22 protein-coding genes are annotated in these 25358 nt (G+C 42.7%); 12 read left to right on the top strand and 10 right to left on the bottom strand.

From position 1 onward, the window contains the following. The first annotated feature begins 52 nt into the window (after positions 1–52). Positions 53–946: a metallophosphoesterase family protein gene (locus tag VB073_RS16395; RefSeq protein WP_323405269.1), complete on the top strand. Its 894-nt coding sequence runs from the start codon at positions 53–55 to the stop codon at positions 944–946. A 59-nt stretch (positions 947–1005) separates the two neighbouring features. On the opposite strand, the gene VB073_RS16390 is transcribed toward VB073_RS16395, so the two are convergent. Together VB073_RS16390 and VB073_RS16385 are read right to left on the bottom strand one after the other, a co-directional pair. Continuing rightward, on the bottom strand, positions 1006–2604 hold the full coding sequence (locus tag VB073_RS16390) for an ATP-binding cassette domain-containing protein (protein WP_323405268.1): 1599 nt from the start codon (positions 2602–2604) through the stop codon (positions 1006–1008). A 42-nt stretch (positions 2605–2646) separates the two neighbouring features. Further along, positions 2647–4284, bottom strand: coding sequence for an ATP-binding cassette domain-containing protein (locus VB073_RS16385; protein ID WP_323405267.1), 1638 nt, complete (start codon positions 4282–4284; stop codon positions 2647–2649). 163 nt (positions 4285–4447) lie between these two features. On the opposite strand from VB073_RS16385, the gene VB073_RS16380 reads away from it, so the two are divergent. Further along, positions 4448–6409 (top strand): heavy metal translocating P-type ATPase, encoded by a 1962-nt coding sequence (locus VB073_RS16380; protein WP_416349569.1) that lies wholly within the window; start codon positions 4448–4450, stop codon positions 6407–6409. Between the two features lie 71 nt (positions 6410–6480). Beyond that, positions 6481–6900 carry a Fur family transcriptional regulator gene (locus VB073_RS16375; protein ID WP_323405266.1) on the top strand — a complete coding sequence of 140 codons (420 nt, stop codon included), beginning with the start codon at positions 6481–6483 and terminating at the stop codon, positions 6898–6900. A gap of 21 nt (positions 6901–6921) precedes the next feature. On the opposite strand, the gene VB073_RS16370 is transcribed toward VB073_RS16375, so the two are convergent. The 4 genes from VB073_RS16370 to VB073_RS16355 all read right to left on the bottom strand — a co-directional run bounded on the left by VB073_RS16370 (position 6922) and on the right by VB073_RS16355 (position 10459). After that, positions 6922–7677, bottom strand: coding sequence for a gamma-glutamyl-gamma-aminobutyrate hydrolase family protein (locus VB073_RS16370; RefSeq protein WP_323405265.1), 756 nt, complete (start codon positions 7675–7677; stop codon positions 6922–6924). 255 nt (positions 7678–7932) lie between these two features. Then, the gene (locus VB073_RS16365; protein ID WP_323405264.1) at positions 7933–9138 is read right to left on the bottom strand and encodes an FAD-binding oxidoreductase; all 1206 of its coding nucleotides are present in this window, start codon (positions 9136–9138) and stop codon (positions 7933–7935) included. 27 nt (positions 9139–9165) lie between these two features. Further along, complete coding sequence (locus tag VB073_RS16360) at positions 9166–9672, bottom strand: pyridoxamine 5'-phosphate oxidase family protein (protein ID WP_323405263.1); 507 nt, start codon at positions 9670–9672, stop codon at positions 9166–9168. Between the two features lie 142 nt (positions 9673–9814). Beyond that, the gene (locus tag VB073_RS16355) at positions 9815–10459 is read right to left on the bottom strand and encodes a response regulator transcription factor (RefSeq protein WP_323405262.1); all 645 of its coding nucleotides are present in this window, start codon (positions 10457–10459) and stop codon (positions 9815–9817) included. An 84-nt stretch (positions 10460–10543) separates the two neighbouring features. Between VB073_RS16355 and arfB the strand changes: the two genes are divergently transcribed. Next, entirely contained in the window at positions 10544–10957 is a 414-nt protein-coding gene (gene arfB, locus VB073_RS16350; protein ID WP_323405261.1) for an alternative ribosome rescue aminoacyl-tRNA hydrolase ArfB, read from the top strand. A 19-nt stretch (positions 10958–10976) separates the two neighbouring features. On the opposite strand, the gene VB073_RS16345 is transcribed toward arfB, so the two are convergent. From VB073_RS16345 to VB073_RS16330, 4 genes are read right to left on the bottom strand one after another with little or no spacing between them, the layout of a single operon-like run. Then, a complete protein-coding gene (locus VB073_RS16345) occupies positions 10977–11369 on the bottom strand; it encodes a hypothetical protein (protein WP_323405260.1) in 393 nt (130 codons plus the stop codon). Further along, positions 11366–11734 (bottom strand): GntR family transcriptional regulator, encoded by a 369-nt coding sequence (locus VB073_RS16340; protein WP_323405259.1) that lies wholly within the window; start codon positions 11732–11734, stop codon positions 11366–11368. The genes VB073_RS16345 and VB073_RS16340 overlap by 4 nt, the downstream gene beginning before the upstream one ends. Before the next feature lie 7 nt (positions 11735–11741). Next, positions 11742–12536 carry a hypothetical protein gene (locus tag VB073_RS16335; protein ID WP_323405258.1) on the bottom strand — a complete coding sequence of 265 codons (795 nt, stop codon included), beginning with the start codon at positions 12534–12536 and terminating at the stop codon, positions 11742–11744. A gap of 14 nt (positions 12537–12550) precedes the next feature. After that, positions 12551–13375, bottom strand: coding sequence for an ABC transporter ATP-binding protein (locus tag VB073_RS16330; protein ID WP_323405257.1), 825 nt, complete (start codon positions 13373–13375; stop codon positions 12551–12553). Between the two features lie 429 nt (positions 13376–13804). Here VB073_RS16330 and VB073_RS16325 point away from each other — a divergent pair, with 429 nt between their 5' ends. The 8 genes from VB073_RS16325 (at position 13805) to VB073_RS16290 (ending at position 25221) form a co-directional block, all read left to right on the top strand. Continuing rightward, complete coding sequence (locus VB073_RS16325; protein WP_323405256.1) at positions 13805–15100, top strand: O-acetylhomoserine aminocarboxypropyltransferase/cysteine synthase; 1296 nt, start codon at positions 13805–13807, stop codon at positions 15098–15100. Between the two features lie 258 nt (positions 15101–15358). Continuing rightward, the gene (locus VB073_RS16320; protein ID WP_323405255.1) at positions 15359–18556 is read left to right on the top strand and encodes a SusC/RagA family TonB-linked outer membrane protein; all 3198 of its coding nucleotides are present in this window, start codon (positions 15359–15361) and stop codon (positions 18554–18556) included. 141 nt (positions 18557–18697) lie between these two features. Next, entirely contained in the window at positions 18698–20227 is a 1530-nt protein-coding gene (locus VB073_RS16315) for a SusD/RagB family nutrient-binding outer membrane lipoprotein (RefSeq protein ID WP_323405254.1), read from the top strand. Positions 20228–20312: 85 nt separating this feature from the next. Then, positions 20313–21545 carry a TlpA disulfide reductase family protein gene (locus VB073_RS16310; protein ID WP_323405253.1) on the top strand — a complete coding sequence of 411 codons (1233 nt, stop codon included), beginning with the start codon at positions 20313–20315 and terminating at the stop codon, positions 21543–21545. Between the two features lie 103 nt (positions 21546–21648). Continuing rightward, positions 21649–22248 (top strand): nitroreductase family protein, encoded by a 600-nt coding sequence (locus tag VB073_RS16305; RefSeq protein WP_323405252.1) that lies wholly within the window; start codon positions 21649–21651, stop codon positions 22246–22248. Between the two features lie 452 nt (positions 22249–22700). Next, positions 22701–23603: an OadG family transporter subunit gene (locus VB073_RS16300; RefSeq protein ID WP_323405251.1), complete on the top strand. Its 903-nt coding sequence runs from the start codon at positions 22701–22703 to the stop codon at positions 23601–23603. 22 nt (positions 23604–23625) lie between these two features. Further along, positions 23626–24057, top strand: coding sequence for a biotin/lipoyl-containing protein (locus VB073_RS16295; RefSeq protein WP_323405250.1), 432 nt, complete (start codon positions 23626–23628; stop codon positions 24055–24057). A gap of 6 nt (positions 24058–24063) precedes the next feature. Continuing rightward, positions 24064–25221 carry a sodium ion-translocating decarboxylase subunit beta gene (locus VB073_RS16290; RefSeq protein ID WP_323405249.1) on the top strand — a complete coding sequence of 386 codons (1158 nt, stop codon included), beginning with the start codon at positions 24064–24066 and terminating at the stop codon, positions 25219–25221. Positions 25222–25358: the final 137 nt, after the last annotated feature.

Raw genomic sequence — 25358 nt, 5'->3', positions numbered from 1 at the left:
TATCAAGGTGAAATGGTCGTGAAAACCGTACGCCGAATAAAAAGATAATCATATGAGAAAATTAATTATTGCCATTTCATTAATGATTTTATTTTTTTCCTGCACAGGAAATAGCGGTAAAATTAATAATCCCGGGAAAGAAGTAGCATTCAGGTTTGCATTCCTGACCGACGTGCATATGAACACCAATAATGCAGATGTCAGTGCTGCCGGATTAAAGCAGGCTCTGGAACATGCCAAGTCGCAAAACATAGATTTTGTGATTTTTGGAGGCGACCTTACGGATCTGGATCATTTTCAGCCGCAAGATTCGGATAAAGCCAATTCGATTGTGGGCCGGTTTAAATCAGTTGTGGCCGAGTCGGGCGTAAAAGCTTATTTTACTATCGGTAATCATGATAGATATTATACCTTTAACAATGAACCCGATCCTGCGGGATTTAAATTCTTCGAGAAAAATTATGGTGATACCTATTATTCCTTTGATCACAAAGGCGTTCATTATGTGATATTGAACAGTGTTCAAATCAATGAGACTACAAGGAACTATTGTGTGGGACCGGAACAGTTGGAATGGCTCAAAACTGATCTGGCAGCCATATCTCCTGAAACCCCATTGGTGGTGGTTACGCATGTTCCTTTCCAGTCGCTTTATTACCCTGCTATGGAAGGGGTAGTCAAAGATGCAGACATGTTCTCTAATTTTAAGGAGGTTTGGGATATTCTGTTGAAATATAATCTGAAAGTTATATTTCAGGGACACCAGCATCTGTATGAGGAGATGTTGGTCAACAGGACACATTTTATAACCGGTGGAGCGGTTTCTGCTTCATGGTGGGGAGGTCCGTTGCTTGATACCGAGGAAGGGTATATGCTCGTCCGGGTCTATAAGAACGGTAGCATGTCTTGGGATTATGTTGATTATGGCTGGGATGCAGGGAAGTGAAAAATTAAAAGTGAAGAGTGAAAAATGAAGAATTAAGAGTGAAGAATTAGGATCGGGCCTTAAATTCTGATCACTTTATCGACAACCTCTTCAAAATCTCTCAGGTGGGTAGCCATCAGTATGGTGATGTGAGGATATCTGCGTTTGATATTTTGGAAAATGGCAATTGCATTCTCGGAACTGATGCCGGCTGTGGGCTCATCTACGACCAGCAGTTGAGGTTCTTTGAGGAGCGCCTGTGCCAGTAGCAGTTTCTTCCGTTGTCCGCCGCTTAACGTTTCCCCGTTTTCCCCCAGCCAGCTACCCAATCCTTCAGGGAGCGATGAACGCCAACTCGACAGATCGACTGTCTTTAGTACCTGCTCGATCGCTTCATCGGGATATCCTTCGAAGTTCTCACGCAACGTGCCGGTAAGCAGATAGGCTTTCTGGGTGACATAGACTGATTCGGGCACGGGTAAATGCGACAGTTCTTTTTCACCGTTCCACCTCAATGAACCGCTGTGGCGGTACTCAGGGTAAAAAAGACCGTTCAGTAGGGTGGTTTTACCCTTCCCTGTCTCACCGAAGAGCGCAATCCAATCTCCTTTTTTAATCTCCAACGACACCTCGCCTGTGCGTACCGGCGTATCGGGGATTTCAGCACTCAAACCATTCAGTGTCAGACTCTCCAGCGTAGCATCAACTTGAACTTTATCATCCGGTTCTTCTCCTTGTTTGATGATCGAGTCCACGTCGCTGATCTGCTGTCTGACCGAACTCCTTTCCGACTTTCCGGAGAAAAGCATCTCCGACAATTCGGCTTGTGCCATGATACCAAAGAAAATGCCGACTGCAGTAGGTCCGTCAACACCAACATTCGAAGAATTCCAGAGCAGGAAAGCTGCTATATAACTCAACCCCAGTCCGGCAATCAGTTGCAGATAGAATGAGTTGGTTTGCAGTTTACTTTCGAGTCGTTCCAGTTGCCCCAATTTCTGCTGGTATTGCCCGATGACTTTCTCTTCCATGTTGTATTTCGAGATCTCTATCCTTCCTCTGAAACTTTCGATCAACATCTGGTTATTCTCTTCCCGATGCATTTTCAAAGAGTCATAGAGTTTGCCATTTTTCCGGAAAAAAAATTGGGGCACGATAAACAGTAGTATGGCCGAAGAAACCAGAAACTCTACTGCAATGGTCTGTGAAAACAGAAAAAGAAAAACAAAGTAGATAATCAGTGAAACGACCAATGCCCACAGCGGCATGATCCATAAAAGGATATGGTTCAGTATCTGCTCAACACCGTGGGTACTGTTCTCTAGCAATGTAGAGTTATTATTGACCTGCTTTTTGAAATAGGGAAACCTGGCTACCGACCGAAATATTTTGAGCTGCAGGTTCTGTTGTGCGTCGAGAGTAGTTTTGTGATTTTCCAATCGCTCGAAATACCTTGTTGACGTACGCAATAACGCCAGCAATCGGATAATAGCCGACGGAATCAGGTAGGAGAACGCCGTATTTGCAGTAATGAATACTATGCTACAGATAGCCAGGAACCATCCCGACACGGCAGGCATGGCAATAAACGCTGCTGTCCACAGGGCAAGCAGCAGAAATCCTCTTATCCATTTGCCTGTGAAAGGCCGCAATATATATTGTATGATAAATTCATTCATTTGATTCATTTTCTTTGTTTGTATCATTGGCACATTCATATATTACACCTGTTCCCCCCAGTTTAAATTCAGTGTGACGTCGGCCACCGCATCGAACATCTTCTCGTGTGAAGCGACGATTACCAGGCGTTCCCTGGATAATGCAACTATTTGAGGAAGGATAACATCTATCGTATCACTGTCCAGATTGGCTGTCGGTTCGTCCAGAATGGCTACCGGCTTTGGGTGGAGCATCATTCTTGCAAGTGTCACCAGTTGCTTTTCTCCGCCGGAAAGTTGTTTGCCGTTGTGGCTCAACTCGCTCTGCCAGCCATCTTTCTTTTTGGCAATAATCTTGTCAAGAAACTTGGGGTAATCGCTATCCTGGTCTGTTTCCTTTCCAAGGAAAACATTGTATCGCAGTGTTCCGTCGAAAATGAACGGAAACTGGTTCATATACGATGAGTTCTCCTTCAACCAGCGGTGTGACCATTGGTTATCCTTCCCGTTGACAGAAACTGTACCTTCCTGAGGAAACAAGCTTCCTGTGCAGATTTTTAGCAGGGTTGACTTACCCGAGCCCGAAATTCCTTTCACCAACACCAATCCCTTTACCGGTAGCTGCAAGCTTATGTTGTTCAATACTTTCGCCGGTGAGTCGGGATAAGTGAAATGCAGGCCGTTGATAGTAAAATTATTGATCTTCTCGTGTATATCAGCCAAAGGAGGAGCAACCTCCTGGTTCAATATGGGTATCAACAATTCTGCCGATGCCAAAGCCCTGTTCCGGTCGTGATAGGCACTTACGAACTTCCGTAAGTAGAAGAAAAAATAAGGTGTAATAGTCAGTAAAAAGAGTGCGGTCCCGAAATCATATCCTTTCCCGTAACTGGCACCGGGCATTATGCCAAGCAAGCTCATTCCCAGGTAAATGGCAATAGCAGCAATCGCTATGGTTACGAAAAGTTCTAAAGCGGTGGAGGATAAGAAAGCGACCCGCATCACGCTGGTAGTGGCCTTGCTTAACTCCTTGCTCTTACCCGATAAAAAACGGTATTGTGCTTTGAAGTTATCCAGGTTGACAATCTCCGCGATGGTCTGCAGGCGGTTATAGAACACTGCCGAATATTTCAGGAATAAATTGGTGTGTTTCCTGTGAAGCGCTTCAGCGCCTATGCCGATAACCGCCATTTGCATCGGGATAACCAGTAAAGATATCAACAAGATAATACCCACCCACATCTCGATCCAGAAACAGACGATCAATAATACTGAACTGACCAATCCCGTTGCAACGGCATAAGGGATGAAAAAGGCGTAGAAGGGCTTTAGGTCGTCACTTATCCTTGTGACATACAAAGCGCTCGCAGTGGAATCCAACTGGCTGTTGTTGAGTAATAATGGATATAATCTCTTCTTGATTTTGGAGACGATGATATTGCCGGCATTGTAATTGTATTGCGATGCGAAATGGGCAAAGACATATCTTCCGGTAAGAAATAGTGATGCATAGAGTAGTCTATCGGGTAGTATAACTCCCTTATCGACCCATGCTGCTGCGAATCCCGACAAATACCAGCAAAAAACTACAAAACTTGTTGCACTTATAATCGTAAATGCCGAGGCAGCAATATATGCTCCTTTTGCTTCTACAACCCTCTTACCCAGCCATCGAGTAGCACTTTCCTGATTTGAATTCATTAATTATCCGTGATTTTAATCTCCCCGGTACTGAAAATGACTGGGGGAAGCAATAAATCCAATGGGGTTTTATTTATGACCAACAAAGATAATTATTTTTTGCAACCCAGTTGCATAGGATTGGTTGTACTTTTGGCACTAGAAATATGAAAAAAATAGAATTATGGCACATTGTTGTAGTGAGGGTGCTTGTTCGGTAGCTTCGGCCACTCCCCACACCCATACACATGAAATAGAGGGTACGTCCCAAAAAGGGCCCATTACAAGGGCTTTGATTTCTTTCTTCCTATTGATGGCAGGTATCATCCTGTCCGCTATGGGAGTTTCTTTCTTCGAGAATCAATGGATCCGGTTGGGATGGTATCTTGTTGCCTATTTTCCGGTAGGTATCCCCGTGTTGAAGGAGGCATGGGAAGCCATGTGGAAGAAGGATGTCTTCAACGAATTCACCCTGATGAGCGTTGCCACCATCGGCGCTTTCTTTATCGGTGAGTATCCCGAAGGTGTGGCGGTGATGTTGTTTTATTCCATCGGTGAACTCTTCCAGGATGCGGCTGTCAGCCGTGCCAGGCGAAATATCGGCGCATTGCTCGATGTACGTCCCGAGAAAGCATCCATGGTCACGGAGAATGGTATCAAGACCATTTTCTCTGAAGAGGTCAGGGTAGGGGATACGGTCGAGGTGAAAGCCGGTGAACGGGTCCCGCTGGACGGCGTCATGCTTTCCGGTTCGGCTGCGTTCAACACATCGGCATTGACGGGAGAAAGCGTACCCCGGCATATCAAGAAAGATGAAGAGGTGTTGGCCGGTATGATTGCCGTGGATAGCGTCTGCCGGATAAAGGTGACCAGACCGTTTGGACAGAGCGCCCTTACCCGCATCCTGGAACTGGTGCAAGATGCCACCGAACGCAAGGCGCCTGCCGAGCACTTTATCCGCAAGTTTGCTCGCATCTATACACCGCTGGTCACCCTGTTGGCTGCGCTGATTGTCATGTTACCCTGGTTATGGTCGCTTGTCAATCCGGAATTCACCTATCTCTTCAATGATTGGTTGTACCGTGGACTGGTATTCCTGGTGATATCCTGTCCCTGCGCATTGGTCATCAGTATTCCATTGGGCTATTTTGGTGGGATCGGCGCCGCTTCCCGTCAGGGAATCCTGTTCAAGGGCGGCAATTATCTGGATGTCATCACAAAAATCAATACGGTGGTGATGGACAAGACCGGCACGCTAACGAAAGGCGTGTTCGAGGTGCAGGATATTGTCCCTGTGGAAGGTCTTTCGAAAGATGAGTTGCTTTGTACCGTGGCGATACTGGAATCGCAAAGCAACCACCCCATAGCCAAAGCCATTGTTCCTTCATTGCCCGATAACATGGTCTCTTCCCTGCCGATGAATGTCAGGGAGGTGGCAGGACAGGGGATGGAAGGTGAAATAGACGGGAAGAATATCCTTGCCGGGAATATAAAACTGCTGCATGCCAATGGTGTGACTTATCCTGATGAGGTGAAGGATATTCCCGAGACGACGGTCTTGTGCGCGATTGATGGCAAGTATGCTGGATATATCATTGTCGCCGATGCACCCAAAGAAGATGCAAAAATAGCTGTCGAAGAGTTACGCAAAACGGGGATAAAGGATATCGTGATACTGTCAGGAGACAAGCAGGCTATCGTATCCAAACTGGCCGGAGAGCTCGGTATTGACCATGCTTACGGTAATTTGCTGCCGGAAGGAAAGGTGGAAAAATTCGAGGAGTTGATGAGAACCGGTGCCAACAGGATGGCTTTTGTGGGAGATGGCATCAACGATGCGCCGGTATTGGCCCTGAGTGACGTGGGAATCGCGATGGGTGGTCTGGGTAGTGATGTGGCCATTGAGACGGCAGATGTAATCATCCAGACCGACCAGCCAACCAAAATTCCGATGGCTATCCGCATCGGGAAGGAGACCCGGCAGATCATCCTCCAGAATATCACCATGGCTATTGGCGTGAAGCTTGCCGTATTGCTTCTCGGGGCGCTTGGGATAGCCAGTTTGTGGGCTGCTGTATTTGCCGATGTGGGTGTATCGCTATTGGGCATATTCAATGCTATCCGCATCATGCGGAAGAAATTTTAAGGATTTCCTGGTGGTAGTTAGACGGGAATGGCTATATTTACGTCTTGTATTGAATAAATAGTTTGCCATCTATGGATACGGAACATATCGAGAAAATATTTCGACACAGGGATATAAAACCTACTGCTATCAGGATGCTGGTGTTGGATGTCATGCTGAACCATAATGCCGCTTTCAGTCTTTCCGACTTGGAAAGTGAAATGGGAACAGTGGATAAATCGACCCTTTCCCGCACGATAACCCTTTTCCATGAGCATCACCTGATCCATAGCATAGACGACGGTTCCGGCTCTATCAAATATTCGGTCTGCCGTGACGATTGCCAATGCTCCCTCGGCGATATGCACGTGCATTTCCACTGTAACAAGTGCGGCAATACCTACTGCATGGAGAGTATTTCCATTCCCAATATTGCATTACCCCAAAACTTCCGCCTTGAGAGTGTCAATTTCGTGATGAAAGGAATTTGCGCTCAATGTACCACCCGGTGAACGGTAATCGTCTTATACTCTTCACCCATACATTGATGCGCTATTAGGATTACCGTGATACCGTCGTTCCTTTTTTAATTTCATTTGAGTAATAAAATAGCTGAATATCTGTTGCATATCTTCATGATTATCGGGTATTGACAGTTCAGGATGAAATTGGACACCCCAAACAGAATTAGAATCCGATTCGATTGCCTCTATAACACCATCATCGGCAAAGGCCGTAGCCGTAAAACCATTCGCTAACTCCTTCACAGCTTGATGATGGGTAGAAGATACGTCCAAATATTCTTTTCCGGTGGCAGTGTGCAGGATACTATTTTCCAGGCAATGAATCCTGTGTTGTGACACCTTATCAGGAGATTGGGACTTGTGACATACATCCGAGGGGAATTGAGTAGGCAGATCCTGGTATAGCGTACCTCCAAAATAGACGTTAATCACCTGCAATCCCCGGCAGATACCGAATACAGGTATCTGTCGTTTACACGCCAATCGCAATAAAGTATAGTCGAATGTATCCCGTTCCTGAGAGATGAGAAAACACCCAGCAATAGGAGACTCTCCATAAAGGAAAGGCGAAACATCATCTCCTCCAATTAAAAGTAAACCATCGATAAGGGAAACAACAGATCGCAGCACTTCTACATTGTCGGTAAAAGGGAGAAGAAGAGGAATGCCCCCGGCTTGGATAACCGCATTTACATATCTTTTTTTTACCGCTATCTTCTCTGGCATATCGTTTTCCGTGGAGATACCAACTACTAACCTACCCATAATGGACGTTTTTTTATCTGGTTATTTTTAGAGGAAAGCCTCATCACTGCCAAGAATAACAGTGCCAATGTCAAAATCTTCTTCATTTCTTCTTTTTTGTTAAGACAATTAAAAAAGAAAAATGTTTAATTATATCAGACTATCTTTAGTAGCACCGGGAAGGAAACCCTTTTCATGATCTCTTTAGTATTTCACAGAAAACACACGTTCACAAAAGGTGAACACGCGAAAAAATGAATAATAGTTTTATTTACTTTACCGTCCGAAGGCAAAGTAGGGTGATAGCAAATGCTTTCTTCCTTTGAGCCAGAGGGAGACCATTTCCATACCTGCCACAGAGAAAGTGATACCGTTACCTCCGAAGCCACAGATAAAATAAGAATTTTTGAAATCGGGGTGCTCACCGATATAGGGCAATCCGTCTTTAGTCTCCCCGAAAGTACCTGCCCACGCGAAATCGGAATAAAACTCCTTGTCCGGAAAAAGTTTCTTGAACGCCTTGACAAGCTTCTGCTCTTTCTTGCCGATCAGTGCATCACGTTTGGCAGGATTCCGGAATTCTTCGTCTTCTCCTCCAATCAGGAAACGTCCGTCATCCGAAGTCCGCATATATAAATAGGGATCGGCAGTGTTCCAGATAAGCACGTCCTTGTATTGCTGGTAGAGCTTTTCATTCACTTCCGAAACAATGGCAAAGGAACTGATCAGGTCCACGAACTTCTCCTTGATCATATTGGCGGCTTCATAGCCTACACAATAAACCACCTTTTTGGCCTTGATAATCGCTCCGGTGGCTGTCGTACAAAGATTGAAACTTCTTTTGTAATCAACATTCATTAACTCGGTCTTATCATAGACCTCCAATCCTTTCTTGTGGTTATATTCCAGCAAATCATGCGCCAGGCAGAAAGCATCAATGCTCCCTCCCTGTTTGGAAAGAATTCCACCATAGGAACCGTGTATACCATATTTCTTCAGGATCTCTTCCGCTTCGAGCCATTTACCTTCAAAACCGGCTTTGTTTCTGGTCTCAAACTCTTTTTTAAGCCAATTTACATCTTTTTTTAAGGCGGCAAAGTAAAGCGAGTCTTTTTTTTTGAAACCGGCTTTCGATTTTATTTTTGAAGTGATTTCTCCCAACTGGTCGATTGCCTTGTAGCAGGCATCGTAGCTCGCTACGGCACCTTTCTCACCGACCAGTTCAATCAACTCGTACAAGGGGGTATCGATTTCGAATTGCAGCATCGAAGTAGTAGCGGAAGAACTCCCGTTGCACACTTCACGCCTGTCAATCAATATCGTTTTATATCCTTCTCCTACGCATTGATGCGCTATCAGGCTGCCGGTGATACCGCCACCAACTACCAGTACGTCACATTCGGCATCATCATGAAGCGAAGGGTATGATGACAATAAGCCATTCTTTACCAACCAGAACGGTTCGTTCGATTTTAAATCCATATTGTCTGCGATTAAAGTGGTGAGAATTTATAAACGTAATTCACCCTCCCTGCCGATATCCATCTGCTGGCCGGAGATAGCGCTTGCTGCCAGTTTCATCAGGGTGACCAGTTTGTTGTTTTTATTATCCCAATAGTGGGCTTCATCAGGGATTACTTTCAGCACACGGATGCGAGGATCTTCCTTTCCTTTCTCGAACCAGACTTCTATCATCTTGTTCCAGTATTTGTTAATTCTTTCCTGGTCTTCAGAAATTTCGGCGGTGCCGTTAATACTTAGGAAATTGTAGTCCCCTACGTGGGCGTACAACAAGCTTACATTCTTATTGCCCTGAAGGTTCTGATAGGCTGTACTATCTGAAGAGAAGAGGAACCAGATATTGCCTTCTTCGTCCACTTCCTGTCTGCTCATTGGTATGGCGTGCGGGTAATCGCTTCCCGATACGAAGGTACATAACATGCCGACGTCGATCTTGTCGACCAGCTCTTTCAATTTGTCAATGGCACTGCGGTTGCTTAAATTTTCTGTACTCATAAGGCTGTGATTTTTAAGGATGAATAATTCTAGTATTTTCCTATAACAATGTTTCTGTGATTTTGGTTTGTTTTGTGTGAGTATGGAATTAAATGCAAATCGTATGATAGTAGATAAGTCGTTTGAATAGTGATGCTTACGACTAAATATAGTACTCCATTAGATCGAGTAATCCGGCTTGCAGTGCATATTTCGTGGCTTCATGGGCATTATTGACGGCCAGTTTCCGGAAGATATTCCGGCGGTGAGTATTGACGGTATGAAAACTAAGATGTTTTTCAAAAGCGATTTCTTTGGTAGTTTTCCCGAGAGCGATCTCCCTGAGTATAATTTTTTCCGATACGGTCAGTTTATCCGATTCTTTTTTCTGGGGAGGGCTGTCATTCAGCACCGACTCGGCAATATCACACAAGTAGGTCTCACCATAGGTGGCAGAGGTGATGGCATCGAGAATATTCTGTAGGGGATTATTCTTCATTACTACGCTGATGGAGGGATCAATCAGCAGTACCTGACGGAGAAAATGCTCCTCCAATTCGTCGGAGAATAAAATCCACGCCGATTTCTTTGCGCCCATCTTCATATTTAGAAATTGGTTGACGGAAACAAAATCGAATAACCTATAATCCAATATCACGATCGATTCGGGATAGGTGCGCAGCCGACCCTGTAATTCGTTACGGCCATGTACGGTCTCCACCTGGTTTTTTATATCCTGTGATTTTAATACAGATATAAGCCCTTCCCGTGTAATATCCTGATTGTCGGCGATGATATAAGTGCGCATTTTGTTGTCTGAATGAACGTGCGACGAAGTTACGCAAAAGTTTCAAAATATCCTTATATTTGCCAGCCAATTTAGCATGTAATAATGATGAGCGATAATATAGAGAGTCTGGTAGAGGAGTGTCAATTTACTGCAGTGAGAAGTAGTGGCAGCGGGGGACAGAATGTGAATAAAGTGGCTTCGAAAGTTACCCTTTCCTTCGATGTAAACACCTCCGAAATATTAACTGAAACAGAAAAGCAACGTATCTTTGAAAAACTGGCCAATCGTATTAATAAGAACGGGGTACTGCAGGTCAGTAGTGATTCCGAACGGACTCAATGGCTGAATAAAAAGGCGGTCACCTTAAAGTTTATACTTCTTATCCGTCAAGCCCTCAAGACAGAAAGAAAACGGATCGCGACCAAACCTTCATTTCAATCCGTCCAAAAACGGCTGGACGATAAAAAACGACAATCCGAGAAAAAACGCCTCCGCTCCAGTGGTTTTGATATATAACTGTTTCTCATGCCAATTCTCAATAGTCAAAACGAATGGTGTCGTTGCTGGTAAAAATGGTTGTTGAGCGTAATTCTCCAATGAATCGCTTATCTTGCAGTACTGAATTATAATCCTTTACCCCTTTGATATAAAGTGTATCATTGCTGATATGGCTTGTCGCAAGATAAGCATCTAAAAAGAAGTTCCTGTCCCATCCGGCATTTCTAAACACTGATTTTGCGGGATCATACTTAGCTGTTGGCGCATCAATCACAATATGATGGATAGCTGTGTTTTCAAGCTTTTTACTCATCTCGACCCCTAAAGGTTTTAATCGTTGGTATTGAATCAGGGCGTGTATGAGGAAAATCAGTTGTAAGGCAACGACGATTGATCCATAGACAACAAATATTTTAGTGCTTGTTTTCATTGTTTTGAAGCTTTATGATTTTTGTACTCTTCGTGTAGATCTTCACTGGAAATGCCAAGCAATTCCATTCGGGTGAATATATCGGGCAATATTTCCGTAAGAAAACGTTTTTTCTCACTATCCAGAATCTTTGTCCGGGCGTCCGGTTCGACAAAATAGCCGATACCTCTTTTATTGTAGATGACATGTTCGCTTTGCAGGTGGTCGAATGCACGCATTGCGGTGTTGGGGTTTACCTGCAACACCATGGCCACGTCGCGTACGGATGGGATACGCTCATCGCTGTTCCATTCTCCTCCCAGTATCTTGTCGTTCATCCAATCGACTATCTGGAGGTATATCGGTTTTTCCTGATTGAATTCCATCGCTTTTTTACTTTATCTGACGTTCTTTGAAGTTGAAATAACCTGCGACCAGAAACAGGATCGCCCATATGAAAAAATTGTATTCGTGACCAATAAGCCATCGAAAGAAATTACCCAGAATAGGTGTATTGCCATACACTACAGAAGTTTCCCCTGAACTGACCATCAATTCAAATCGATTGAACATGTATTGCCAGAAAATAACTTCATCGGAAGCATTGCTAACCCAGGTGGGTAAGAAAATAGGTAATGTGAGGAGAGGTAGTGAGACAGCCATCATAATCAGAAAAGCCAACAGATGGTTTTTTATATTTGTTGTTCCAGCAAAAATTGCCATAGATATAAAAATAGCCATGATTTTGGTCGTATTCCCTCGATAGAATACCCCTTCTTCACTTAGCCAATAGCTGGTCATATCTCCATAGCTGAAGATGCCTGATATCAACAATGTCATTATAAAAAAAATACCCCAGTAAACGATTATGTATATCAATGTCGTGTTGAGTAAAATTAATAAATATTTCTCGAAATAGGAAACTGGTAACGTGTTGTTTATGATGGAGATATGTTTATTTCGAAAGGGTTTCATTTCACTGAATACAAACAGTATTCCAAATAACAGTGATATCCAAATTATGAATGATACCACTACTGTCGGATGTCTTCTATCCAGGGTTAGAAGTATAGTTCCTATCTGAATGCAGAATAACAGTAAGGCATACATCAGGTAATTGCGGGAATTCTCCTTGTAAACCTTTGCCGTATAACCGGCAAATCGTTTGAAATTAAAAGTATCGTTCATGATTCAATGATGATTTATTGCATAATTTTTATAATACGCTCCTTGTCCCTCAATACCGCCTTGAACAGTATCTCGATGTCCACGATGGAATCCTGCCCATTACGGTTTTCAATGACTCCCCGTTTGCCCAATAAACTATCCTGGCTCCATATAGGTGTCTCATCAGTATGAATAATTCCAAAACGTAAACGTTGTCCAATACGCTCAATGTTCTCATTTAACAGGATTCCGCTTTTATCCATAATGACCACACTATCCACTATATTCTCTACGTCGACCACCTGATGTGTTGAAATTACAACTGTATTTTCGGGAGTGATGAATGACGCCAATAGTTTCTTAAATACTGACTTTGATGGAATATCCAAACCGTTAGTGGGCTCGTCCATGAATAAGTAACGGGACTGGCAGGCGAGAGCAAAGGCGATATAGGCCCTTTTGCGTTCACCCATAGATATTCCATCGAGATAAACCTCTCTTTTGATGGCCAAGTCTGTAGCATACGTTTCGAGTAGTTCGGACGAGAATGATGGATAAAATGAGGCGTTGAGCCTGGTGTAATCCTCAAATGTCAGATGGGGCAAGTCGAATTCCTCCGGAATAATTATTATCTCCCGGTAGAATGAAGGCAGGCGCCGACTGGGATTATTGCTCCCGATTGTAATGGAACCTTTGGAAGGAATCAATACCCCCGACATGATCTTCATTAAGGTACTTTTACCGACGCCATTGCATCCCAATATACCGTGTACATGACCTGTTTCTAACTCGAGACTTATGCCCGGGAGAGCTTCCTTATGGCGGCCATAGCTGAAATGAACATTCTCAATCTTAATCATAATAGTGTATTAGTTTATTAATACACTGCAAATATATCTACTTTTTTTTATAATACAATTTTTTTCGTAATTTATTTAAACTTTTTTCATCTTCGATATTATTTCAACGTGAATCTGCCTTGCAAGCAGATAGCCACAAAACAATCGTTTTATAAAGGCTGATTGAAATATACTATATTTGTGGTATTGTCATGCTTAATGCCTCACCCTATCTTTGCATCGTTAAACAAGGCAAATAATAAAGAAATAATGGAAATGACAGATTTTTATTTCAGTAATCTACTTCACAGCAATAGTTGTCACAAAATATCTCTTCAGATAAAGCGAATGTGCTGCTGACAGCACATTTATATTTCTATATACCCTTTTGCAATTGCAAAGCATTATTATTTCTATTCACACATAAATATTATATAAAACATTACAAATATGAGCAATTATAAATTTGAGACCCTGCAGGTGCATGCAGGACAAGAAGTAGATAAAACAACGCACTCTCGTGCTTTACCGATATATCAGACATCATCCTATGTTTTTGAGGATGCAAAAGATGGCGCTGATCTTTTCGGACTCCGTAAATTCGGAAATATCTATACGCGTTTGCAAAACCCCACGACCGACGTTTTTGAGAAGCGGGTGGCTGCGCTGGAAGGTGGTGTGACCGGACTGGCTACTTCATCGGGACAATCGGCACAATTTATTGCACTGAACAATATCTTACAGGTGGGCGATAATTTCGTGACCACTTCTCACCTTTATGGAGGGACTTACAATCAATTCAACTCGCAATTCAAACGCCTGGGTATTGAAGTACGCTTTACCGAAAATGATAATCCAGAAGAGTTTGAAAGGCTGATTGACAATAACACCAAAGCCCTTTATCTGGAGACGATCGGTAATCCGGAACTGAATATTCCCGATTTCGATGCCATTGCAGAGGTGGCTCACAGACATGATATTCCGCTGATTGTGGACAATACTTTCGGTGCGGGTGGTTATCTTTTCCGTCCGATTGAACACGGTGCGGCAGTAGTGGTCGAGTCAGCAACCAAATGGATTGGCGGTCACGGCACTTCCCTTGGGGGGATCATTGTCGATAGTGGAAAATTCAACTGGGGAAACGGAAAATTCCCTTCCTTCTCCGAACCTTCTACAAGTTACCACGGACTGGTATTCTGGGATGTATTCGGTACTAACGGCCCGTTTGGTAATATCGCTTTCAATATCCGGGCAAGGGTAGAGGGATTACGTGATTGGGGTAATACCATCAGCCCGTTCAACTCTTTTCTTCTGGTACAAGGTCTGGAAACCCTTTCACTTCGTCTGGAACGCCATGTGGAGAATACACAGGCATTGGCCGAATGGCTTGAACAGCATCCCAGAGTGGAATATGTAAATTATCCCGGATTGAAGAGCAGTAAATATTACGCGTTGGCCCAGAAATATTTCCCGAAAGGCCCCGGAGCAGTACTTACTTTCAAACTGAAAGGTACACCAGAGGATGCCGATAAACTTATCGATAATGTACAGTTATTAAGCCATCTTGCCAATGTAGGAGATACTAAATCCCTTATTATCCATCCGGCGGCTACGACTCATGAGCAGTTATCGCCTGAAGCCCAAAAAGCAAGTGGGGTGGAACCCGGATTACTCCGTATTTCAGTCGGTATTGAAAATATTGACGATATCAAAGCCGACTTGCAACAGGCTCTCGACAAAATTTAAAAATATGATCCTCTAAAGAATAATCAGATGTATCCTCTTTTCGCTATGGCAAATTGTATGTGTATGATGATGAATTGTCGCAAATTACCCGACAGTCGGCATCTCTTATGTCTATAGCGAAACAGATATATAATGGAAACGGCTGATCAGTAAATATGAATCATCCGTTTTTTTTGATACATAACGGTCGAAAAACGAAGAGAATTATAAAGAAAAATGACGAAAAATATTTTTTTAAATATAAATATTAGAACGATTATGAAGGTTATCAAAACAAATTTATTTTTATTTCTCTGTCTGTTTATTCTGAATCTCAATGCACAGAATAACAGAACGGTTACCATTACCGGAAAAATAACCGATACGCAAGGCCATCCGCTTATCGGTGTTACCATCGTCGATAAAGACAATCCCCGGGTGGGAGCAGTGTCTGATATTGACGGCGATTATCGGATCAATATCGAAAGCGGAAGAACACTTGAATTTTCCTATATCGGTTTTTCAACACAGGAAATTAAGGCGTTGAGGTCGGAGAGGATTAATATTACTCTTCAGGAAAGTACTACCGCATTGAGTGAAGTAGTAATTACTTCCCTGAATATTCCTCGCGAAAGGAAGGCGCTCGGTTACGCAGTACAAAATGTTTCTGCCGATGCTTTTCAGACTCGGCCGACGAATCCGTTGACTGCCCTTGCCGGAAAGATTGCAGGATTGCAGGTTATTTCGGGAGGAAGTAACCTCGGCGGTTCTTCCCGTATCACCTTGCGTGGAATCAATTCTATCACGGGAAATAACCAACCTTTGTATGTTATCGATGGTGTTCCGCTGGATAATAGTGATCTGAACAGTTCCCCCACTATTCATGGTAGTGCCGGTAAAGATGTGGGGAGTACCATTCAGGATATTAATCCTGACGATATCGCTTCTGTAAACGTGCTGAAAGGACCTTCTGCCGCTGCACTTTATGGATCCCGGGCAGCCAATGGAGTCATCCTGATTACCACAAAGAAGGGGGTGAGCGAAACTGGTAAAATTGCTATTGAAGTTAATACGGGTCTGGAATTTGAAAATGTAGTAAGGCTGCCGGAACGACAAAAATTGTACGGGGGTGGATACAATACAACTTTTGCCACCGCGACCATCGACGGTCAAACCTACAATATCGTAGATTATGCTGCCGACGAAAGCTGGGGGCCTAAATTGGACGGTACACCTGTGTTGCACTGGTACAATCTTGACCCCGAATATCCGGACCAGTACCTGAAACCAGAGCCGTGGTTATATCCCGAAAATGATGTGAATTATTTCTTTAGAACCGGGGTTGCCAATACCAATAATATCTCGCTCTCCAGGTCGAATGATAATTCCGCTTTCAGGGTATCGTTCACCAACAAAAATGTCACAGGTACCATACCGAATGCTTCACTCGATAAGAATTCGCTTAGTGTCTCGGGAAACGTGGATGGGGAATATGTTTCGTTCTTCGCAAGCGCCAACTACCTGAAGACGGTATCTAATGGCCGTCCCTGGACAGGTGCATCTAACCGTAATATCATCCTCGAAGCCTACCAGTGGGGTGCCGTGCAAGTGGATTACAAGAAACTGAGTGACTATAAGCGTCCCGATGGTACTCCCCGGGCATGGAACCGTACAGGCTACAGAAATACAGTTGCGGATGAAAAAACAAAATATATCGATAATCCGTACTGGTCGGCTTACGAAAGTTATCTTCAGGAGGATAGGGACAGGTTATATGGTAACTTCGGAATACAAGTTTCTCCCGTATCCTGGTTTTCACTAACCGGCCGGATTTATGCTGATGTGTTTCAATATAGTTTCCAGGACAGGATCGCCTATAATTCACGTTCGCAATCCTCCTATCAGGAATACAATCAAAATTATGGTGAATTCAATTATGAATTATTAGCCAGTCTCAATCGTTCATGGAATGATCATTCTTTAGTGGCCAATCTTGGAACGAACTTCCTGCAGCGGAACCGGCGTGTCAGCGATATATCTACTTCCGGAGGATTAATCGTCCCCAATTATTATAGCCTGAACAATGCTACATCTACAGTGATTAATCCTGAAACCGGTTTATACAAGAAAGAATTATCTTCTGTGTTCGGAAGTGTTTCTTATGGATGGAAGAGTACTTTTTATCTCGACGGTACGTTCCGTAACGATTGGTCTTCGACCTTACCGGTAAAGCATAATTCCTATTTTTATCCTTCGGTAACGTCATCTGTGATCTTAAGTGCTTTACCCGGTTTGAAAGATCAGAGTTGGTTATCGTTTGCCAAATACCGTTTGGGATGGGCACAAGTGGGTAATGATACCGATCCCTACCGGCTTTATAAGGTATATCAGGCCGTTACACCTATTAACGGGAAAATTGCCTATACATTGCCCAGCCAGTTGAATAACCTGAATCTCAAGCCGGAGATAACCTCTTCTCTCGAAACCGGGTTGGAACTTCAGCTGTTCAATAACCTGTTGAATATCGACTTTACTTATTACAACAATACAAGTCGCAATCAGATTATTTGGCTTCCCACATCCGATGCATTTGGATATTCTTCAAAACTGATTAATGCCGGAGAGATCAATAACAAGGGAATTGAACTGATCCTGGGAGTGAATCCGGTCAGGACACGTGATCTGGATTGGAATTTCGCCGTTAATTATTCCAAAAATAATAATAAGATCATTGAACTTTCCGATGCGGTAAGCCGTCTCGATTTAAGTACCTCTCTGGTCAGTCTGGCGGCACAGGAGGGCGAAAGTTACGGACAACTATACGGTTATGACTTCGTGTATGCACCTGATGGACAAAAGGTGATCGGCAGTGACGGACTTTACATGCGTACCCAACAACTGGTTTCGCTTGGCAGTGTCTTACCCGATTTTCTGTGGAGTTTTCAAAACGGGATACGGTATAAAAACCTGCGCTTCAATTTCCTGATCGACTCACGCGTCGGTGGAAAATTCTTCTCTCAAACCTACAAGGTGGCGATGTATTCGGGAATCCTGCCTGAAACGGCTGCCAACGGTATCCGCGAAACAGGAGTTGTGGCTGATGGTGTGACTGGCGACGTAACATTTAATGCTGATGGTACCTATTCGGTAACCAACACAGCCCCAAATACTAAGAATGTAACAGCACAGGCGTGGGCAAGAAACCATTACAATGGGCCGACAACTTTTGATATTTTCGATGCTACATTCATTAAACTAAGGGAACTCTCATTAGGTTATGATTTCAAGTTACCCGGGAATGCGATAGTTAAAAATATCGGAGCCTCACTTTACGCACGCAATTTGTTTTACCTGTACAGAAAGAGTAAAACTATTGATCCTGAATTGACAAACAGTAGTGGGAACGTGCAGGGAATTGAAGGTGGTAATATGCCTACCCCGTTAACTTATGGAATAAATCTGAATATTAAGTTTTGAAGAGAACCAAAACTTTTAGGACCACGTGTCACGGAACGTTTCTCCGTTCAAAAAATGAAATGAAACATTTTATTTCTTAAAAGGTCCCAAAAACAAGATTCAAGACATTTAGTAGATCACAAATCACAAATCATAAATTATATGAAACTATTATATATACTTTTTATTTTGTCGGCGATAGGCTTTATATCCTGCATCGATGAAGATCTGAATATCGATCCCAACCGGCCGTCATCAGTTCCGACAACCTCATTGATCTCAACGGCACAGAAGCATCTGATAGACAATGTAAGAGGCGAAGAAGCATCTTTGCGAAGTTCAGCCCTGTTTGTCCAGCAAATCAGTCAGGTCACTTACACCAGCCAGTCACGTTATGATATTCCTTTTGGCTATTCGGCTGATATATGGAGCGGATTGTACAGTGTATTGAACAATTTGCAGGAAATCATCAACCTGAATACCGATCCCGCTACCAAAGATCTAGTGACGGCAGACGGAGCGGGTAGGAATGCCACTCAGATAGCCATCAGTCGCGTACTGAAATCGTACGCCTACTATGCCCTTACCGATATTTTCGGTGATGTACCCTATAATTCGTATGGTAGTAATGATCCCGATTTTCAGGCGTTGCAGCAAAATCCGGATAATATAACGCCCAAATATGCTTCGCAAGAGAAAATCTATGCAGATATCCTTAATGAACTGGAGCAGGCGACTGATTCTTTGTTGAAGTACTCGGGAGAAAAAACGTTTGGTGTTTCGGATATTATCTATGGTGGTGACAATGTCAAATGGGCGAAATTTGCCAATTCGTTGCGATTACGGTTTGCTACCCGTTTAAAAGCAAAAAATAATGCCCTGTACCAATCTCATTTTTCCGATGCTTTACAGAAAGGAGTATTTACAAGCAATGCGGACAATGCTGTTTATAAGTATGCTGCCGCTGCTCCCAACGAAGCGCCTTACTATCGTGCTACGGTTACAGCAAACAGACGGGATTTTGCTCTCTCAAAACCGTTTATCGATTTGCTTAAAGGTCAAAATTCCCAACTTCCGCTTGCCGATCCACGTTTAAGTAAGTATGCAGCAGTAAATAACCTTGGTGTATATGAAGGATTGGCTTACGGATTGACGGAAGCGCAGGCAGGCAGTTTCTCGTCAGGTGATGTAAGTCTTCCCGGAACTATCTATAGTGCTGCTGATTTCGGGGAGGTGCTATTGGAATATTCCGAAGTGGAATTTTTAATTTCGGAATATAATAACTGGAACCAGGCCAACTATGTGAACGGAGTGAGAGCATCCCTTGAAAAATGGGGCGTTGCCACGGCCGATATCAATGCTTACGTGTCCCAACTTCCTTCAGCGAACCAACGGAATGTGCTGAACCAGAAATATATTGCCCTTTTTACACAATTTCTGGAAGCCTGGAGCGATTACCGACGAACCGGATACCCTGATTTCCTGATAAAAAAGGATGATGTGATCTTCTCCGGAGTGATTGAAGGGCAGTCTGTCTCCTATACTTTCTCTCCCTTATTTGGAGATGGTGGTATTCCCGCCAGATTATATTATCCGGTTAAGGAGCAGACTGTCAATCTGAAAAATTATCAGGGAGCAATTGCTGCACAGGGGAATGATTTAATTCAAACGAAGTTATGGATTTTTAAATAATGCATTGAGGAACTGTTTTGAAGTATACATTCGTTAAATTCAAAACAGTTTCTTAGCTTTGTAAAACAATAAAATATCAGAAATCATGCTGAAAGTTAAATGGTTGGTTTATTTAGTTGTAATGACACTTTTTGTTGTGTCGTGTCAAAAGCAGGACAGACTACAAAATGGAGTCTGGAGAGGAGAACTCGCTGTAGCGGATAACAAGAAAGCACCTTTCCTGTTTGAGGTCAGTGCTGCCGGAACTGATACTGCTTCGGTTACGTTAGTGAACGGGGTAGAACGGGTGAAATTAGACAGCGTACGTCTTCAATCCGATACACTTATTATTCCCATCGCGGCTTATGATGCTTATATAGAAGGTATTGTTTCCGGTGATACCATCGAAGGGAAATTTATCAAGAATTATATTGAAAATGATCCTGGAATTCCTTTCCACGCCACCTTTGGAGTCAAAGAGCGTTTTAAGCCGGTGGAGACTATCTCTGATATCCGCATCGACGGAAAGTGGGATGTTCTCTTCATCAGTGAAAAGGATGATACTAGCCGTAATGTGGGTGTTTTTAAATCGGAAAATAATAATATTGTCACCGGCTCTATCCTGACTAATTCAGGAGATCTGCGGTTCTTGGAAGGCGCTTATACCGAGTCGGGAGTAAATTTGTCGGCTTTTGGCGGTTTAAGCCCGTATCTCCTCGAGATCCGTTTTTCCAATGATTCGGTATTTAACGGGAAGTTCTATACTACCCGGGGTGTGACAGGGATTGTTGGTACAAGAAATGATTACGCTGAATTGGCGGATCCTTATTCATTAGCCAATTTAAAGCCGGAATTCAGCTCTCTTGGCTTCAACCTACCCAATCTGGAAGGAGAAAACATATCGTTGAACGATGAACGTTATCGTGGTAAAGTCGTTATCATCTCCATCCTTGGAAGCTGGTGTCCCAACTGTCTGGATGAGATGGAGTTTCTTGCGCCCTGGTATGATGAGAACAAAGAGCGAGGTGTGGAAGTTATAGGAATCGCATTTGAACGAAAGAACGATTTCGATTACGCGAAGACAGCATTGACCCGCTTGAAAAACAGATACGGTGCGAATTATGAGATACTTTTTGGAGGAGAAGTAGGACGGGAAAGCGTAGCTAATGCGCTTCCAGAGGTGGATAATTTTTCCAGTTATCCTACTACGTTGTTTATAGATAAAAAAGGAGTTGTACGTAAAATTCATACCGGTTTCAACGGCCCGGCGACAGGACTTTTCTATGAAGAATTTAAGAGAGACTTCAATTCTTTGATAAATAGTCTTTTATCGGAATGATACGGTATCTGTTTCTCACTGCTTGTGCTTTTTCGTTTTTGCAGAGATGGCATACTATTACTATATTTGTATCCGCAAAAAGGGATAATCAAGTTTTGAAAATATGAGTTTTTTAGATATTGCAAAGAGCAGATACACGACTAAAAAGTATGATCCGAATGGGAAAATTGCAGATGAAACGATCGAACAGTTAAAAGAGATCATTCGGTTAAGTCCTTCTTCTATCAACAGTCAACCCTGGAAATTTACTTTTATATCGGATGCGGAAACGAAAAATAAATTGTCGAAAGTTTCATATCATAACGAAGAAAAAGTCAAAGATGCCAGTCATGTCATTGTTTTCAGTGTGATTGAAAATGTGGAGGATTTTGAGAAATGGAATCTATCTCTTCTACCGGAAAGGTCAGGATCATATTACAACCGCATGGTGAAACCTAAAGGTGAAGCAGAAATTAAATCATGGTTGTCGTGTCAGGTCTATCTTTCTCTGGGATTTTTCTTGAGTGCCTGTGCAAATATGGGCATAGATTCTACTCCTATGGAAGGGATCCAGATCGGAGAGTATGACCGCATTTTAAAGCAGGACGGCTACAAAACATTGTTTGCAGTCGCTATCGGTTACCGGGATAAAGATGATGTAAACCAACCCTCTGTTACTCCCAAATTTCGTCTGGATATGGACAATGTAATCCGGACTATTTAGAACGAAAAAATTTTACGTTTTAATTCCGTCTGCATCTGAATAATACTGATACTTATTTTGTTACTCTGTTGACAATAATGGAGGAACAAAATAAGTGTCATTTTTTTGTGCTTTGTTCGTCTTTCGTCATTTTTTATCTGAACAAAATGATAAAATAGGGGTGTAACCATTGTTGGAAAAGGAAAAGAACTTTTAAATTATCTTATAAAAATAAATATATATATTTTTTTGCTTATAAAAAACGTATCTTTATACCTGAAAAATTCATTTTCCACAGGTAGACTACAAATATTTAATGTGTATACCGTAATTTACGGTAGTGGCTCACTATAAAGTTGCTGAAATTCAGCTTCCTGTTAAATTTTTATGTAAAACCATGTTCGTATATATCTGAATACTAATTAGCTACTAATTGACTAAAGATGTATTGATATATATAAAACAAATAAGATATGAGACAATTATTATTGAGAAAAACAGGATTACTCTTCGTATGTATACTTTCGGTCTTTGCGGTGTCAGCACAATCTATTGGAGATATTCGTATCAACGAAATTTTAGTATATAATACAGATGGCCTCAGGGACGATTATGGACGTACGACGGGATGGATAGAACTCCGTAATACCGGGTATGGGAAAGTAAACGTAGGAGGTGCCTGTCTGAGGGTAAGAGGAAAAGAATACCGTATTCCTCAGGGTGATCCCAAGACAGCGCTTGGTTCGCAGGGATACATTCTTTTCTATACGGGAGGTGATACGGATAAGGGCACATTCTATACCAATTTCAAATTAGAGGATACCGATTATATTGTTTTCTGTGGCCCAGGCAACAAAAAAGAGGTGATTGACTCTTTATATTTCAATAGGGCTAATATGATTGAAAACCTATCTTTCGGATGGTTTAAAGATTATGATGGCGTAGAGAAACTGATGAATCTTCCTTCTTCCACTCCCCGAGCCAGTAATAATACATCGAATAATGTACCGCGTTCGGAATTGTTCCGTCAGGCAGATCCTTCAGGACTTGTGTTAACAGTTACAGCTATCACTATTGTTGCTATTGCGCTCACCTTACTTTATTTCATCTTCAAATATATGGGCAAGTTCCATATCCGGGTGACAAAAAAGAGGGAAATGAGGGTGATAGCTGCTAAAACCGGTACTGCAATGCCCGTGAGACAAGAAGTGATGACGCGTGAAGAGTTGGTAGTGATTGCTGCTGCAATTTACAAGTATTCAGAGGATTTGCATGATATTGAAGATACTGTACTTACAATTAATCGCGTTGCAAGAGTTTATTCCCCATGGAGTTCGAAAATATACGGTGTTTCTCAAACCTCTAACGGAAGATAATCATAAATAAGCTATAATACATATGAAGAAGTACAATATAAAAATAAACGGTACTGAATATTCAGTAAAAATAAAGAATGTAGAGAATAAAATCGTCAATCTGACAGTGAATGATGTTCCTTACGAAGTGGAAGTGGAAGGGATCACCACCAATCCCACCCGGTTGACGACTAAAGAGATACATAAACCTACTTTACAATCAATAGAGCCGGTTATTAAGCCTAAAATATCTTCAGGAAAAGCATATGAATTGAGATCACCGCTTCCGGGGGTAGTTATGGAACTGAAAGTGAAGGAAGGCGATGCAGTCAAAGCTGGTCAACTTTTACTTGTACTTGAGGCTATGAAGATGGAAAACAATATAGAAAGTGATAGGGATGGCATTATTGAAAAGATCAAAGCCTATAGAGGAGATGCCGTTCTTGAAGGAGATGTTTTGCTTACTATCAAATAGAAAATAATGGACAACGGAATATTTGATTTTTTGGTACAGAATCTCAACGAGTTTATAGCATTCACCGGATTTGCCAATGCTACTCCCGGTCATTATTTCATGATTGCGATGGGATTAATATTCCTTTACCTTGGTATTGGAAGAAAACTGGAACCGATGTTACTGGTACCGATCGGTTTTGGTATTCTGATTGGGAATATACCCTTTCTCCCCGGCACACAGGTGGGCATCTATGAAGAAGGATCACTGCTCTACTTCCTCCATTTCGGACTGCTCAAGGGGATTTATCCTCCATTGATTTTTCTGGGACTTGGAGCCATGATCGATTTTTCGGCAGTTATCTCCAACCCGAAACTTTTTCTGATAGGCATTGCTGCCCAATTGGGAATTTTTGCCGCTTATATGATCTCGTTGCAATTTGGTTTTACAGCCTCCGAAGCAGGAGCCATCGGTATTATCGGTAGTGCCGACGGACCTACCTCCATATTCCTGTCCTCGCGTCTTGCCCCTGAACTGATGGGGGCTATAGCGATCTCGGCTTATTCCTATATGGCACTAGTGCCTGTTATCCAGCCTCCCATTATGCGATTGTTGACGACGAAGAAAGAGCGAGTGATACGGATGCGTCCGCCACGTGTGATCTCTTCGATGGAAAAAATTATTTTTCCCATAGTCGGTTTGTTACTCACTTGTTTCCTTGTACCGGCAGGTCTTCCACTTCTGGGGATGCTTTTCTTTGGTAATCTGTTGAAAGAATGCGGTGTGACCAAACGTCTTGCTACTACAGCCAGTGGGCCGATGACTGATGTACTTACCATATTGATAGGTCTTACCATGGGTGTTTCCACACAAGCGACTACTTTCCTTACGACCAGATCGCTTTTTATATTCGGGATCGGGGCCATTTCTTTTATCGTAGCAACTGCCGCGGGGATACTCTTCGTGAAGTTTCTTAACCTTTTTCTCAGGGAAGGGAATAAAATCAACCCACTTATCGGTAATGCCGGTGTTTCTGCCTTGCCCGACTCAGCCCGCGTCTCCCAGATGATGGGGTTGGAATATGATAAGAATAATCACCTGTTGATGCATGCGATGGGACCGACGGTTGCAAGTACCATCGGAAGCGCAGTTGTCGCCGGCGTCATGCTCGGATTTTTAGGATAAATTTTAGTAGGAGTTATCAGAATTGTACTATATAGTTAAGAATGGTCGGAAGAAATTCCGATCATTTTTTATAAATTTGTCTCCATATCCAAAGCTAAATCGTTATTACCACGTAACAGCAATAAAACTATTTGAAT

It is taken from the genome of Proteiniphilum sp. (genome assembly GCF_034927365.1).
Classification (GTDB): Bacteria; Bacteroidota; Bacteroidia; order Bacteroidales; family Dysgonomonadaceae; genus Proteiniphilum.
Note: the sequence above shows the minus strand (reverse complement) of the source record. Positions and strands in the feature narration are given on the sequence as shown.

Excerpts from the sequence above, each read along its gene's own strand:
- VB073_RS16325 (WP_323405256.1), top strand. The coding sequence starts at position 13,805 with ATGAGCAATTATAAATTTGAGACCCTGCAGGTGCATGCAGGACAAGAA.
- VB073_RS16300 (WP_323405251.1), top strand. The coding sequence starts at position 22,701 with ATGAGACAATTATTATTGAGAAAAACAGGATTACTCTTCGTATGTATA.
- VB073_RS16360 (WP_323405263.1), bottom strand. The coding sequence starts at position 9,672 with ATGAGTACAGAAAATTTAAGCAACCGCAGTGCCATTGACAAATTGAAA.
- VB073_RS16355 (WP_323405262.1), bottom strand. The coding sequence starts at position 10,459 with ATGCGCACTTATATCATCGCCGACAATCAGGATATTACACGGGAAGGG.
- VB073_RS16290 (WP_323405249.1), top strand. The coding sequence starts at position 24,064 with ATGGACAACGGAATATTTGATTTTTTGGTACAGAATCTCAACGAGTTT.
- VB073_RS16365 (WP_323405264.1), bottom strand. The coding sequence starts at position 9,138 with ATGGATTTAAAATCGAACGAACCGTTCTGGTTGGTAAAGAATGGCTTA.
- VB073_RS16380 (WP_416349569.1), top strand. The coding sequence starts at position 4,448 with ATGGCACATTGTTGTAGTGAGGGTGCTTGTTCGGTAGCTTCGGCCACT.
- VB073_RS16315 (WP_323405254.1), top strand. The coding sequence starts at position 18,698 with ATGAAACTATTATATATACTTTTTATTTTGTCGGCGATAGGCTTTATA.
- VB073_RS16335 (WP_323405258.1), bottom strand. The coding sequence starts at position 12,536 with ATGAACGATACTTTTAATTTCAAACGATTTGCCGGTTATACGGCAAAG.
- arfB (WP_323405261.1), top strand. The coding sequence starts at position 10,544 with ATGATGAGCGATAATATAGAGAGTCTGGTAGAGGAGTGTCAATTTACT.
- VB073_RS16330 (WP_323405257.1), bottom strand. The coding sequence starts at position 13,375 with ATGATTAAGATTGAGAATGTTCATTTCAGCTATGGCCGCCATAAGGAA.
- VB073_RS16310 (WP_323405253.1), top strand. The coding sequence starts at position 20,313 with ATGCTGAAAGTTAAATGGTTGGTTTATTTAGTTGTAATGACACTTTTT.
- VB073_RS16385 (WP_323405267.1), bottom strand. The coding sequence starts at position 4,284 with ATGAATTCAAATCAGGAAAGTGCTACTCGATGGCTGGGTAAGAGGGTT.
- VB073_RS16320 (WP_323405255.1), top strand. The coding sequence starts at position 15,359 with ATGAAGGTTATCAAAACAAATTTATTTTTATTTCTCTGTCTGTTTATT.
- VB073_RS16370 (WP_323405265.1), bottom strand. The coding sequence starts at position 7,677 with ATGGGTAGGTTAGTAGTTGGTATCTCCACGGAAAACGATATGCCAGAG.
- VB073_RS16295 (WP_323405250.1), top strand. The coding sequence starts at position 23,626 with ATGAAGAAGTACAATATAAAAATAAACGGTACTGAATATTCAGTAAAA.
- VB073_RS16375 (WP_323405266.1), top strand. The coding sequence starts at position 6,481 with ATGGATACGGAACATATCGAGAAAATATTTCGACACAGGGATATAAAA.
- VB073_RS16340 (WP_323405259.1), bottom strand. The coding sequence starts at position 11,734 with ATGGAATTCAATCAGGAAAAACCGATATACCTCCAGATAGTCGATTGG.
- VB073_RS16345 (WP_323405260.1), bottom strand. The coding sequence starts at position 11,369 with ATGAAAACAAGCACTAAAATATTTGTTGTCTATGGATCAATCGTCGTT.
- VB073_RS16395 (WP_323405269.1), top strand. The coding sequence starts at position 53 with ATGAGAAAATTAATTATTGCCATTTCATTAATGATTTTATTTTTTTCC.
- VB073_RS16305 (WP_323405252.1), top strand. The coding sequence starts at position 21,649 with ATGAGTTTTTTAGATATTGCAAAGAGCAGATACACGACTAAAAAGTAT.
- VB073_RS16390 (WP_323405268.1), bottom strand. The coding sequence starts at position 2,604 with ATGAATGAATTTATCATACAATATATATTGCGGCCTTTCACAGGCAAA.